The 12907-nt window shown below is 68.5% G+C and carries 14 protein-coding genes; 12 read left to right on the top strand and 2 right to left on the bottom strand.

What is annotated here, in order from left to right:
• Positions 1-24 precede the first annotated feature (24 nt).
• From IFJ75_RS13110 to IFJ75_RS13070, 9 genes are all read left to right on the top strand, one after another.
• Entirely contained in the window at positions 25-711 is a 687-nt protein-coding gene (locus IFJ75_RS13110; RefSeq protein ID WP_207868633.1) for a hypothetical protein, read from the top strand.
• Positions 704-1414: a hypothetical protein gene (locus IFJ75_RS13105; RefSeq protein ID WP_207868632.1), complete on the top strand. Its 711-nt coding sequence runs from the start codon at positions 704-706 to the stop codon at positions 1412-1414. Before IFJ75_RS13110 ends, IFJ75_RS13105 begins: the two co-directional genes overlap by 8 nt.
• Entirely contained in the window at positions 1407-1616 is a 210-nt protein-coding gene (locus tag IFJ75_RS13100) for a helix-turn-helix transcriptional regulator (protein WP_207868631.1), read from the top strand. The genes IFJ75_RS13105 and IFJ75_RS13100 overlap by 8 nt, the downstream gene beginning before the upstream one ends.
• Positions 1617-1706: 90 nt before the next feature.
• A complete protein-coding gene (locus IFJ75_RS13095) occupies positions 1707-2453 on the top strand; it encodes a helix-turn-helix transcriptional regulator (RefSeq protein ID WP_207868630.1) in 747 nt (248 codons plus the stop codon).
• A 329-nt stretch (positions 2454-2782) separates the two neighbouring features.
• Positions 2783-3112, top strand: a complete 330-nt coding sequence (locus IFJ75_RS13090; protein ID WP_207868629.1) for a PadR family transcriptional regulator — start codon at positions 2783-2785, stop codon at positions 3110-3112.
• Positions 3113-3134: 22 nt separating this feature from the next.
• Positions 3135-4268, top strand: a complete 1134-nt coding sequence (locus IFJ75_RS13085) for an HAAS signaling domain-containing protein (RefSeq protein WP_207868628.1) — start codon at positions 3135-3137, stop codon at positions 4266-4268.
• A gap of 62 nt (positions 4269-4330) precedes the next feature.
• Complete coding sequence (locus tag IFJ75_RS13080) at positions 4331-5458, top strand: bifunctional transcriptional activator/DNA repair enzyme AdaA (RefSeq protein ID WP_207868627.1); 1128 nt, start codon at positions 4331-4333, stop codon at positions 5456-5458.
• Complete coding sequence (locus IFJ75_RS13075; protein WP_207868626.1) at positions 5439-5978, top strand: methylated-DNA--[protein]-cysteine S-methyltransferase; 540 nt, start codon at positions 5439-5441, stop codon at positions 5976-5978. The genes IFJ75_RS13080 and IFJ75_RS13075 overlap by 20 nt, the downstream gene beginning before the upstream one ends.
• A gap of 29 nt (positions 5979-6007) precedes the next feature.
• A complete protein-coding gene (locus tag IFJ75_RS13070) occupies positions 6008-7234 on the top strand; it encodes a GAF domain-containing sensor histidine kinase (RefSeq protein WP_207868625.1) in 1227 nt (408 codons plus the stop codon).
• Here the strand turns inward: IFJ75_RS13070 and IFJ75_RS13065 are convergent.
• Both IFJ75_RS13065 and ilvA read right to left on the bottom strand, forming a co-directional pair.
• Positions 7231-7974, bottom strand: coding sequence for a LamG domain-containing protein (locus IFJ75_RS13065; protein ID WP_207868624.1), 744 nt, complete (start codon positions 7972-7974; stop codon positions 7231-7233). The two genes, IFJ75_RS13070 and IFJ75_RS13065, sit on opposite strands and share 4 nt — an antisense overlap.
• Positions 7975-7977: 3 nt before the next feature.
• The gene (gene ilvA / locus IFJ75_RS13060) at positions 7978-9492 is read right to left on the bottom strand and encodes a threonine ammonia-lyase, biosynthetic (RefSeq protein ID WP_207868623.1); all 1515 of its coding nucleotides are present in this window, start codon (positions 9490-9492) and stop codon (positions 7978-7980) included.
• Between the two features lie 276 nt (positions 9493-9768).
• Here ilvA and nadA point away from each other — a divergent pair, with 276 nt between their 5' ends.
• Genes nadA through IFJ75_RS13045 form a run of 3 tightly spaced genes read left to right on the top strand, consistent with a single transcriptional unit; the run spans position 9769 to position 12907 of the window.
• A complete protein-coding gene (nadA, locus tag IFJ75_RS13055) occupies positions 9769-10848 on the top strand; it encodes a quinolinate synthase NadA (RefSeq protein ID WP_207868622.1) in 1080 nt (359 codons plus the stop codon).
• On the top strand, positions 10848-11387 hold the full coding sequence (locus IFJ75_RS13050; protein WP_207868621.1) for an O-acetyl-ADP-ribose deacetylase: 540 nt from the start codon (positions 10848-10850) through the stop codon (positions 11385-11387). Before nadA ends, IFJ75_RS13050 begins: the two co-directional genes overlap by 1 nt.
• A complete protein-coding gene (locus IFJ75_RS13045) occupies positions 11384-12907 on the top strand; it encodes an L-aspartate oxidase (RefSeq protein ID WP_207868620.1) in 1524 nt (507 codons plus the stop codon). The genes IFJ75_RS13050 and IFJ75_RS13045 overlap by 4 nt, the downstream gene beginning before the upstream one ends.

The raw sequence follows: 12907 nt of genomic DNA, 5'->3' as shown, positions 1-12907 counted from the left end.
GACATCAGATGCAGGAGCGTATCGATGATGGCGGACAACAGGAAAACGACGGAACGGACCAGCCGAGCGAAGTTCGTGGCGTTGGTCGTGCTGACCGGTGTCGGCGCAGCGATGCTCGGAGGCGGGATCGCCTGGGGCCTCGACAAGACCGGCGATGCGGCGACCGCGGCAGGGGTGATCGCGGGCATGGGCGCGGCCTTCATGGCGGCGGGCGGCATTTGCGCCTGGGTTTACCGCCCGAACGGTCCACGCTGGCGCGTCGATCCGGCCGAGCCCGGTCGGCGGGACCGGCTGCAGGCGCAGCGCGCGCGGCAGTTGGCCATCTTTCCGGCCCTGTCGCTACTGTTCCTGGCCCAAGCCTTCGGGGCGCTGGAGCATGTGGTCGAGGGCCAGCATCGCTGGGTCGACTATGTGAGGCTGGCCGTGCCGGTCCTCTATGCCTGGGTCACGGCCCTGATGGTGATGGGCTGGGACGGCGGCTCGATGAAGAACAGGCGCTTCCTCGAGGATGAACTGACGCAGTCGCTGAGGGCGCGGGCAATGACGCTCGCCTTCTTCGTCCTGATGGCGGGCACTACCCTGTCGCTGGGGCTGGGCCTGTGGCGCGCCGAGATCGGAGTGGCGAGCCTGATCCTGGCCCTGGCGGCGGCGGGCGCTGTAGCGGGGCTGCGCTTCGCCTGGCTGTTCCGCGAGGCGGGTCGCGATGAGTGAGGCCGCGATGGACGAGGTCGAGGTCCTGCTGAGGCGCGAGCGTCGGCGTCAGGGGCGGGAGCGGTTCGGGCTGGTGGTGATGGTCGCCGGCATTCTGGTCGGCGGTCTGACCCTCACGCTTGCCGATGTGGTCGCAATCTCCGAGGGGCAGGCGGGCCTGGGCTTTATGGCCGCGGTCGCCGCCGGCGGGCTTGGGGCGCTGATGATCATGGTGTGGCGGCGGGGGCGGACGGCGCGGCGTCTGGAGAGCATGATCGGTCGGCGGGACCGGCTGCAGCGTGTCCGCAACGATCGCGTTTACGCCACGTCTCTCACGGGCTGGGGCATGGTTGCGGTCAGCCTTTCGGCCTTGTCGAGGATCGTCTACGGCCAGGTGCAGGCTGATGGCGGCGACGTCGGCTTCGTTGCGGGGGCTGCCTTGGCGCCATGGCTGGTGGTGATGGCTGTCGCGGGTTGGGAGGGTCTGGCGCGACCCAACCGTCGCTGGCTCGAGGATGAGGTTACGCGCGACATGCGTCAGAGAGCTCTGTCGCTGGGGTTTATCGTCCTGATGGCGGCCATGTCAGGCCTGTTCATTCTCGGCCTGTGGCATCGGGACTGGGCCGCGATGGCTTTTCCCGCCGTCCTGATGTCGGCCGCATCGGTGGCGGGCCTGCGCTTCGTCTGGCTCGACCAGCAGGCGGAAGGCGGCGACGGTGGGTGACCCGCGTCTAGGCTCCAGACTGAAGGCGATCCGGACCGAGGCGGGGCTGACCCAGGCCGAACTGGCCGACCGGGCCGGGGTGTCGAGGAAGACCATCAATACCGTCGAAAACGGGGTCTTCATCCCCTCGACCTTGCTCGCCCTCAGCCTTGCCCGGGCCTTGGGGACCACGGTCGAAGCCCTGTTCTACCTGGCTGACTAGTCGGGGCGATTTAAATCGTCCTTTTTGTTGGGTGTTGGACATTGATCAACCCAAAGCTGTGCCTCATGCTGGGCTGTGTGGGGTGGGATCATGCCGAACAGAGACCTGTCACTGGGTGAGCATTTCGCCGGCCTGCTGTCCGAACGGGACCCGGACCTGCGCTGGAAGGTGCTGATCAAGGGTTTGGCCGGGATGGGGCTGGATCAGGTCAACTACGCCTTCCTCGACATGGCCGCCTACGACCGGATGGAGGCGCGCGGCGACCCGGCCATGTCGACCATGCGGTCGGACTGGATCGAGTACTACACCGAGCGGATGTACGACATGCGCGATCCGCTGGTCGGCCATATCCGGTCGGCGCGGTACGATCCCGTGGTGTTCGAGACCGCCACCCACTACGGCCCCTCGCAGATCCTGAACGAGGCCGACGAGGCCGGGCTGGCGGGCGGCATACTGATCCCCCTGCCCGGGGCGCCGGGGACGTTCGGGCCGGGCGCCGGGATCGTCATGGGCTCGGGCATGGACCCCGCCGAGTGCCGTCGGTTGCTCGAGGAGCACGGCCCGAGCCTGGTGTCGGTGGCGCATCTGTTTCACGCCGGGGCTGTGGGCGAGATGATGAGGCGGCGCTACGGGGCGGCGAAACTGACCGCGCGCGAACGCGACTGTCTGCAGGCGGTGGCCAGGGGGCGGCGGGTCAGCGCCATCGCTCATGACCTCGTGCTCGCCGAGGTCACGGTCGGTCTGCATCTGAAGAACGCACGCCAGAAACTGGGCGCGCGCAGCCTGCCCGAGGCCGTCGCCCGGGCCCTGCTGTTCCAGCAGATCGAAGTCGCTTGACCGCCGACGGCGCAAGCTTGGCCGTTTCAAATTCGGGACGCCCTATGGTTTTCCGCAGGTAGCGGTTGAGGCCGCGCAGCCCTAGGTTTTCAGGACCCGACGGGATGGCTCCCAGATGTCGATTCGCCGGGTTCCGAGGCCGTCCCGCCTGACCGTAGGGCGGCCACGGAACGGGCGTCCCGCCTTCGCCCCACGGGGTCGGGACGCCCCCTTCATCCCCGTGGCATGATCCAATTTCCCTCCAGCGTTTCAGCGTTCGCTTGACATGGTCGCACAGTATGTCGCATACACTGTGTGTCACACACTATGTGGCGCCAAGGCAGACGCGAATGACCCCCGATCCCGAACTGTTCGAAAGCATGAGGCTGGAGCTGCGGCGTGGGTCGCTGGTCCTGGCCGTGCTCGCCCGGCTGCGGGAGGAGCGCTACGGCTATACCCTGCGTCAGGCCTTGGCCGGGGACGGGCTGGAGATGGAGGAATCGACCCTCTATCCGCTGCTGCGCCGGCTCGAGAGCCAGGGGCTTCTGGTCTCGGAATGGCGTGAGGAGGAGAAGCGCAAGAAGCGCTTCTACCGCCTGTCGCCGATGGGCGAGGCCATGCTTTCGGCCCTGGCTGACGAATGGCGCGGCATCAACGCCTCGCTCGACAAGATTCTCTGACATTCAAGCTGGAGGGATGAATATGACCCTGACGGAACGCTATCTGAAGGCCGTGGCGGCGCAGCTGCCCAAGGCTTCGCGAGAAGACATCGTCGCCGAGCTGCGCGACGTGCTCCAGACCCGGATGGAGGACCGCGAGGAAGAGCTCGGCCGGCCCCTGACCGAGGCTGACGAGGAGGCGGTGCTGCGCGAGTTCGGCCATCCTCTGAGCGTCGCCGCACGCTACGGGTCCGGTCCCCAGCATATCGTCGGACCCGAGCTCTATCCCTGGTGGATGTTCGGGGTGAAGGTCGGGCTGATGGCCCTGGTCTGCATCACCGCCATCGGAGCCATTGTGCGCGTTCTGGTCGGCGACGAGGAGGTGGGCAGGGCGATCGGTCAGGCCTTCCACAGCGTCTTCACCGGCGGGATCACCATCATCGGTCTGGCCACGATCGCGGGCTTCATCATCGAGCGCCAGAAGGAGAAGCCGGCCTTCCTGCGCGACTGGCGGGTCAAGGATCTGGGCCTGTTCGAACTGGCGGGCATGGATGCTGATGCGGTGTCGCGGCATGTGGCCGGGACCGTCGAGACGCCTCGGCAGGGCAGGCGGCGCGGTCAGATGACCCTGTCGCCGGCCGCACGGGCCCTGGGCAGCGCCGCGGCCTGGACCGTGTTGCTGCTCTGGTGGGTCGGCTTCCTGATGGTCTCGCCGGTGCGGCCCGAGGACCTGTTCCCCCAGGGCGTGGCGACCGTCGGCGGCGTCGACTATGCCGACATCTTCCGCCGTATCCTGGCGATGCTCTACTGGCCCGGCGTCGCCTATGCCGCCTGCCGGATCGGCTTTGACCTGATCCGGGCGGCCAACCCCGCTCAGGTGCGGTTCACCGCTCTGGGCGATCTGGGGTTCGGCGCGGCGCAGGCCTGGCTGTTCTACTGGCTGTGGATGGCCTCGCCCCTCGCGCCCGTGATCCACGTCGACAACGCCCAGGCCTTCATCGACCGGATCCGTGCGGCCTTCGAAGGGGGCTGGTGGAGCGTTTCGACCATCCTGATGGCCTGTGTGGTCTTCGGTCTGCTGCAGGCCCTGTTCAAGATGTCCGGCGCCCTTTGGCGGCTGATCACCGGCCAGCTTATGCCCTACGACCGCCGCCGCCGGGACGCGGTCGCCGCCTAGGCTTCCACTCGAATGTCCGAAAACCGCGAGACATGGGGGCCGTGCGCCCCCATGTTGTCATTATGGAAACGCGCCACACAGAACTGGATCAGGACGCCTGCTACCGCGCCGCGGCAACGCGGGACGCGCGGTTCGACGGGCGCTTCTTCGGCGGAGTGACCTCGACGGGGATCTACTGCCGGCCGGTCTGTCCGGCGCGCACGCCGAAGCGTGAGAACATGATCTTCTACCCCACAGCGGCGGCGGCCGAGGAGGCGGGCTTTCGCGCCTGCCTGCGTTGTCGCCCGGAGACGGCGCCCGACATGGGGGCCTGGCGCGGGACCTCGAACACCGTCAGCCGCGCGCTGACCCTGATCGAGGCGGGGGCCCTGGATGAGGGCGATGTCGATACGCTCGCCGGACGGCTGGGCGTCGGCGAGCGGCAACTGCGGCGGCTGTTCCGCCAGCATCTGGGCGCGGCCCCGGTCAGCGTGGCCCAGACCCGGCGAGTGCTGCTGGCCAAGGCCCTGATCCACGAGACCGACCTGACCATGGCCGAGGTAGCGCTTGCGTCCGGCTTCGGCAGCGTGCGGCGCTTCAACGAGACCTTTCAGTCCCTGTACGGGCGCCCGCCCTCGGCCCTGAGGCGACGGAAGGAGCGGCCGGGAGAGGGCGGGGTCCGGCTGACCCTGTCCTGGCGCCCGCCCTATGACTGGGACGCGATGCTGGCGGCGCTGCAGGCGCGCGGCGATACGGTGGAGGATCGGATCTGGTCGCGGCTGCTTGATCCCGACCTCGACGGCGCCGAAGGGCGGGTGTCGGTGACCCCTGAAAAGCCGGGCCGGGTCGAGGTGCGGGTCGAGGCCTCGGACCTGAGGGCCTTGCCGGGTATTCTGGCCCGGGTGCGGCGGGTCTTCGACCTGTCGGCCGATCCGGAGGCGATCGCCCGGGACCTGTCGGCGGATACGGCGTTGCAGCCGCTGGTCGCGGCGCGACCGGGGCTGAGGCTGCCGGGCGACTGGGTGGATGCGGGTGCGGAGCCGCCCAACGACCGGCTTCCGCCCGACTTTTTTGGAAATTTCGACGCGCGGCTGATCGGCCGGGCGGACCAATGGCGGCCCTGGCGTGCCTATGGCGCGCTCCACTTGCAAACGGCGGGGATCGGGGCGGCCGATATCATGGAGAGAGACGATGGCAGGCAAGCGGCCTGAACCCCTGGCGCTGACGCTGGACCGGATCGATACCCCCGTCGGGACGGTCCTGCTGATCGTCGATCCCCAGGGCAGCGTAAGGGCGCTGGATTTCGCCGGCTATGAGGACCGGATGCACCGGCTGCTGCGGCGGCACTACGGCGATGCTCCGTTGACGGACGGTCGTGCGCCGGACGGAGTGCGCGATGCGGTCGCGGCCTATTTCGCTGGAAACCACAAGGCTCTGGACGGGCTGACGGTGAAGACGGCGGGCACCGATTTCCAGCGCTCGGTCTGGGCGGTGCTGCGCGACATTCCGGCCGGCGAGACCCGCACCTACGGCCAGCTGGCGAGGGCGATCGGCAAGCCGAATGCGGTCCGGGCGGCCGGGTTGGCGAATGGACAGAACCCGGTCGCCGTCATCGTGCCCTGCCACCGGGTGATCGGGGCGAACGGGACCCTCACCGGCTATGCCGGCGGGCTGGAGCGCAAGAAGTGGCTGCTCGACCACGAGCGGGCTTTACGCAAACAGCCGTTTTAACCGACCGCCGCTTAAGCTACACAGATGGCATGACTTTTTCCGATCCGACCGCTGAGACGGCTTCCGGCATCGACCGCGATCTCGCGGCGGTGGCGGGCATCGACGCCATCGGAAATATCCTGAACGTCGTCTGCAGCCTGACGGGCATGGGGTTCGCGGCGGTGGCGCGGGTCACGGATACGACCTGGACAGCCTGTGCGGTGCGTGACGAAATCGGGTTCGGCCTGCCGGTCGGCGGAGAACTGCCGCTGAAGACCACGCTGTGCGACGAAATCCGCGACAGCCGGACTCCTATCGTCTTCGATGACGCCGCGCTCGACCCGCTGTACCGGGACCATCACACCCCGGCGACCTATGGGCTGAGGAGCTACATCTCCTATCCGATCGTCCGGGCCAACGGCGAGATGTTCGGCACTTTGTGCGCCATCGATCCGAACCCGCACACTGTCTCGATCCCGGCGGTCACCGAGACGTTCAAACTGTTCGCGGAGCTGATTGCCTTCCATCTCGACGCGGCCGAGCGGGTCGCTGCGTCCGAGGCGGCCCTGATCGACGCGGGCGAAGCTGCGGTGCTGCGCGACCAGTTCATCGCCGTCCTCGGTCATGACCTGCGCAATCCGCTGGCGGCGATCCAGGCCGGGACGACCCTGCTGAAGGCCACGCCTCTGAACGATCGGGCGAAACTGGTCGTCAGCCAGATGGACGCCAGCGCCCTGCGGATGGAGCGGCTGATCTCCGACGTGCTTGACTTCGCGCGCGGGCGGCTGGGCGGCGGCGTGCCGCTGGCGCGCCAGGCCGAGGGGCGGGTGCATGAGGTCATCGAACAGGTAGTGCAGGAATTGCGCGCCGCCTGGCCTGACCGGGCCATCGTGACCGATATCCGGGTCGACCGGCCGGTCGCCTGTGACCCCGACCGGGTGGGCCAGCTGCTCTCCAACCTGCTGGCCAACGCCCTCACGCACGGCGCCGCCGATGGCGAAGTGCAGGTCCATGCCCTGTGCGAGGGCGAGTTCTTCGAACTGTCGGTAACCAATGCCGGCGACCCGATCCCCGAACACGCCCTGCCGCATCTGTTCAAGCCGTTCCATCGGCCGAAGAAGGATGAGCCGCAGGCCGGCCTGGGTCTGGGGCTCTACATCGCCTCGCAGATCGCCAGGGGCCATGCGGGATCGCTCGATGCGGAATCGACGGCGGAACGGACGAGGTTCCGCTTCGTCATGCCGGTTTGGGCGGCGGTCGAGGGCGACCGGCCCTAGCCTCCGGTGGTACGGAACGGATTGCTGAACCGGTCGGGCGTCAGGGCCTCGGCGTGGAAGCGGGCTTCGCGGACCGCGCCGTTGAAGTAGTTGCGCCTGTTGAAGCGGCAGCCGACCGAGGCCTTGCCCGGCCCCTGCGGCTTGAAGGCCAGCGGGCCCTCGGCCTGGACCACGCCGTTGACGAAGCTGCGATAGGTCGTCCCGTCCCAGGTCTGGGCGACGTGGAACCACTGGCCGACGGGGAAGCGTTTGGCGGGGTCGATCAGGGTCAGGTTATAGCCCTCGCCCTTGGTGAAGGCGTCCAGATACCATTCGGTCTCGACCACCCGGATTTCGAACAGGAACCGGGTCCCGATCGGGGCCGAGCCGTCGGCCGGGGTCGGCTCGTCGACGGCCAGGTGGAACCAGCGCTGTTCGAAGGCGCCGCCGTCGGGACGGAACAATGCCTCGAAGGTGAAGTGTTCCGCGCCTGCCAGTGGGTGGTTGTCGATGAACAGGGCGTCGTCGACACCGTCGAACTGCACGGCCTGCCCCCACGGGCTGTCGGTCAGGACGGGCGCGCCCTCCACATGGGTCGCATGGCCGCCGATGTCGGCGAGTCTGTCGAAGGTCCAGACCTGACCCGCCGCGGCCTCACGAGTCCCCGCCGACAGCGGTGTCGCGCAGGCCGATGTGGCGGCGAGCAGGGGCGCGGCGGCGGCCGCGAAAATCAGGTCGCGGCGGGTAGCGTCGCTGCGCATGGGTCACACTCCGTCGAGGAACAGGCGGCTGGCCGGGTTGTCGGTCTCGTCGACGTAGGGATAGCCCAATCCGTCGAGCGCCGCGACCAAGGCCTCGCGTTCGCCCGGCTGGACCGAAACGCCCGCCAGCACCCGACCGACATCGTCGCCGTGGTTGCGGTAGTGGAACAAGGTCAGGGCCCAGGCAGGCTGCAGGCTGTTGAGGAAGCGCAGGAAGGCGCCAGGGCGTTCGGGGAAGTGGAAGCGCAGGATGCGTTCGTCGCCCAGACCTGTGGCGCGACCGCCGACCATGTAGCGGACGTGCAGTTTGGCCGTCTCGTTCTCGCTCATGTCCTCGACCGACCAGCCGTCGGCGCGGAGCTGTGCGATCAGGGCGTCCTTCTCGGCCGCGCCGTCTTTCAGACCCACGCCGACGAAGAAGTGGGCCGCGCCGGTGTTGGACCAGCGGTAGTTGAACTCGGTCACCGAGCGGCCGTCGAGCGAGCCGAGGAAGCGGCGATAGGCGTCGCGGTCGTCGGGCAGGGCGACGGCCAGCAGCGCTTCGGCGCCCTCGCCGATCTCGGCGCGCTCGGCGACGTGGCGCAGCCGGTCGAAATTGAGGTTGGCGCCGGAGTTGATCGCGACCAGCGCTCCTGAACCGGGGTTGGCGGCGGCCCAGACCTTGAGGCCCGCGAGCGCCAGGGCGCCCGCCGGTTCGGCGACGGCGCGGACATCGTCGAAGATGTCCTTCACCGCCGCACAGATGGCGTCGGTGTCCACGAGCACGATGTCGTCCAGCAGGTCCTTGCAGAGTTCGAAGGTCAGGTCGCCGGCGCGGCGCACCGCCACCCCGTCGGCGAACAGCCCGACCTGATCCAGGGTCACGACATGACCCGCGTCGATGGAGGCCTTCATCGTCGGGGCGTCGACGGGCTCGACGCCGATGATCTTCGTTTCCGGCCGCAGGAAGCGGACGATGGCCGCGACCCCCGCCGCCAGACCGCCGCCGCCGATGGGGACGAAGACCGCGTCGATCGTGTCGGGATGCTGGCGCAGGATCTCCAGCCCGACCGTGCCTTGACCGGCGATGACGTCGGGGTCGTCGAAGGGGTGAACGAAGGTGGCGCCGGTTTCGGCCTCGATTTCGCGGGCATGGGCATAGGCGTCGTCGAAGCCGTCACCGTGCAGGACGACCTCGCCGCCGCGCGCGCGCACGGCCGCGACCTTGATGCCCGGGGTGGTCACCGGCATGACGATGGTGGCCTTGGCGCCCCGCGTCGCGGCGGCAAGCGCCACGCCTTGCGCGTGATTGCCGGCCGAGGCGCAGATGACGCCGCGCGACAACTCGGCCTCCGACAGATTGGCGATACGGTTGTAGGCGCCCCGGATCTTGAACGAGAAGACAGGCTGCAGGTCCTCGCGCTTGAGGAAGACCGGGCGGTCAAGGCGGCGCGACAGCCGGGCCATGCCGTCCAGAGCGGTTTCTTCGGCCACGTCATAGACCCGGGCGGTCAGGATGCGGCGGATGGTGTCTTGCACGAACGTCTCGAAAAATCAGCGCGGGGAGAAAGGAAGCTGTCGTCTAGGCCGCCGAGTGCGCGCGGTCGAGCATAAATGCACCGCTTTCGCCGTCGGATGCGAGCGAGGCCTTTGACCCGGAGCGGAGAGTTTTGCTTTTTCAGCGTGCAGGAAAACCCGTCGCGATCCGGCGCATTTACGCTTGCGCCCGACGAAGATCGGCCTACATTGAATGCACATATGTTCAAGTTGAGCATAAGTCGGGGCACCAGATATCGCCCATCAGGAGGACCCGCTATGGCGGATGGAATGTTCGGTCTTTCGGAGCGCACGGCGCGCGAGACCGCCCCGGTCTGGGAGAAGGTCAAGGACCACGTCACCCCGATCGAATGGCCCTCGCAGGCGGAGCTGATCGTCGAGATCAACCGGCTAAAGAAGGAGCGCGACGCCGTCATCCTGGCCCACAACTATATGACGCCCGAGATCTTCCACGGCGTGGGAGACTATGTCGGCGACAGCCTGGGCCTGGCCAAGGAGGCCGCGCGGTCGAACGCCAAGGTGATCGTCCAGGCGGGCGTCCACTTCATGGCCGAGACGTCCAAGATCCTGTCGCCGGACAAGACCGTCCTGATCCCCGACCTGAAGGCCGGCTGTTCGCTGGCCGAGGCGATCACGGGCGCGGACGTGCGGCTGATCAAGCAGCGCTATCCGGGCCTGCCGGTGGTCACCTATGTGAACACGACCGCCGATGTGAAGGCCGAGACCGACATCTGCTGCACCTCGGCCAATGCCGTTCAGGTGGTGGAATGGGCCGCGAAGGAGTGGGGTGTCGACAAGGTCATCCTGATCCCCGACGAGTTCCTGGCGCGCAACGTCGCGGCCCAGACCAACATCGGCATCATCGCCTGGAAGGGCCGCTGCATCGTGCATGAGCGCTTCACCGGCGCCGACATCGCCGAGATGCGGGCCGCCTATCCGGGCGCGGAGATTCTGGCCCACCCGGAATGCCCCGAAGACGTCCTGTCGGCCGCCGACTTCGCCGGTTCGACGGCGGCGATGACCGACTATGTCATGGCGAAAAAACCGAAGCAGGTGGTGCTGATCACCGAATGTTCGATGGCGTCCAACATCAAGGGCGACGTGCCCGAGGTGAACTTCATCGGGCCGTGCAACATGTGCCCCTATATGAAGCGGATCACGCTGGAGAATATCCGCGACTGCCTGCTGAACATGGAATACGAGGTCACCGTCCCCGAGGAGATGATCGCGAAGGCGGCCCTGGCCGTACAGCGGATGATCGACCTGCCGCCGCCCGCCGTCCCGGCCCGCTACGACATGGTCAAGGCCAAGCACCATGTCGCGGTGGAGCTGATCTGATGTCGGGCGAGGCGCGGCAGACGACCGCGATGCAGGTCATTGCCGCCGACATCACGACCCTGCGCGTGGACGCCATCGTCAACGCCGCCAACTCCAGCCTTCAGGGCGGGGGCGGCGTCGACGGCGCCATTCACCGCAAGGCAGGACCCGAACTGGCGGCGGCGGGGCGAAGCCTCGGCGGTTGCGAACCCGGGCAGGCCTGTATCACCGAGGGCTACCGGTTGCCGGCCCGATACGTGATCCACACGGTGGGGCCTGTGTGGCATGGCGGGCAGGCCAGTGAGCCGGCTCTGCTGGCGAGTTGCTATCGCGAAAGCCTCCAACTCGCGCTCGATAACGGCCTGCGCACCGTCGCCTTTCCCGCGATCTCGACCGGGGTCTTCGGCTACCCCCAAGACGAGGCGGCGCGGGTTGCGGCGAAGGCTGTCTTCACCTTCGTCGACCGCCATCCGGATGCCTTCGACGAGATTATTTTCTGCGCCTTCGATGAGACCCGCAGGCAGGTCATCGAAGCCGCGGTCGAGGAGTTTCGGGCATGACCACGCGTCTCACCCACGACGGCCCGCTGATCATCGGCGGCGGCCTCGCCGGCCTCTCGGCCGCTCTGGAGGCGGCGCCGGCGAAGGTGCTGGTCGTCAGTCCCGCGCCCCTGCTGCAGTCGGCGTCGAGCGCCTGGGCGCAGGGCGGGGTCGCGGCGGCCCTGTCGGCGACGGACGCCCCGGCCCTCCACCTCAAGGACACCGAGGCGGCGGGCGCCGGGCTTGTCGATCACCATGCAGCCGAGGTCCTGACCGACGACGGTCGGGCGACGGTGGAGTGGCTGGCGTCGCTGGGCGCGCCCTTCGACCGCGAGGCCGACGGCGGCTTCTCCGTGTCGCGTGAGGCGGCGCATTCGATGGCGCGTGTCGCCCGGGTCGGCGGCGACGGCGCGGGCAGGGCGATCCTGTCGGCGCTGGTGGCGTCGGTGCGTGCGGCGGCGCATGTGACGGTCTGGGAAGACGGACGTCTGCGCGGCCTGCTGCAGGATGCGACCGGCCGGGTGGTCGGCGCCCTGATTGAACGCCATGACACCGACTTGGTGGAAGTGGTGGCGTCCGTCGTGGTGCTGGCGACCGGCGGGGCAGGCGGCCTCTACGGCGCGACCACGACGCCCGCAGCCCTGCTCGGCGAAAGTCTGGCGCTGGCGTACAAGGCCGGCGCCGAGGTGCTGGACCCCGAATTCATGCAGTTCCACCCGACGGCCATCGACGTCGGCCTCGACCCCATGCCCCTGGCCACCGAGGCCCTGCGCGGCGAGGGCGCGCGGCTTATCGACAAGGACGGCGTGTTCATTCTGGGCCCCGCCGATGACGCAGACCTGGCCCCGCGCGACGTGGTGGCGCGGGCGGTGCACCGGGCGCGGGCCGAGGGGCGCGGCGCTTTCCTCGACGCGACCAGGGCCATCGGCGACCATTTTCCGAAAGAGTTTCCGGCGGTCTTCGCCTCCTGCATGGCGGCGGGTGTCGACCCGCGCGTCACCCCCATCCCGGTAGCCCCGGCGGCTCACTACTATATGGGCGGGATCACCGCTGACCCGGACGGTCGCACGACCCTGCCGGGCCTGTTCGCGGTCGGGGAGTGCGCGGCGACGGGGGTGCACGGCGCCAATCGTCTGGCCTCCAACTCCCTGCTGGAAGCGGCTGCCTTCGGGCGTCGCACCGGGCGGTCGGCGGCGACGGAAGCGGCGGCGGGCGGCGAGCCTGTGACGGCCGCGGGGCCGGTCGCCCATATGTCGCCCGAGGCCCTGCTTGAGCTGCGTCAGGGGCTGAGCCGCGATGCGGGCGTGATCCGCGATGCAACGGGCCTGACCCGTCTGCTGGCCCTGATCGGTCGGCTGGAAGACGAACAGGGCGAGGCTCTGCCTCTGGTCACCGCGCGGCTGATCGCCGAGGCGGCCCTGGCGCGGCATGAGAGCCGGGGCGGGCATTTCCGTTCGGACTATCCGCTGACGAAGCACAAGGCCGAACATACCCGCGTAAGACTGACCGCTGCGGGCGTCGTCACCCTCGCTGCGGAATAG

The sequence above is a fragment of the Brevundimonas goettingensis genome, from assembly GCF_017487405.1.
In the GTDB taxonomy this organism is placed as follows: Bacteria; Pseudomonadota; Alphaproteobacteria; order Caulobacterales; family Caulobacteraceae; genus Brevundimonas; species Brevundimonas goettingensis.
The sequence above is the reverse complement of the archived record's forward strand: the minus strand, read 5'-3'. Positions and strand labels throughout refer to the sequence as shown.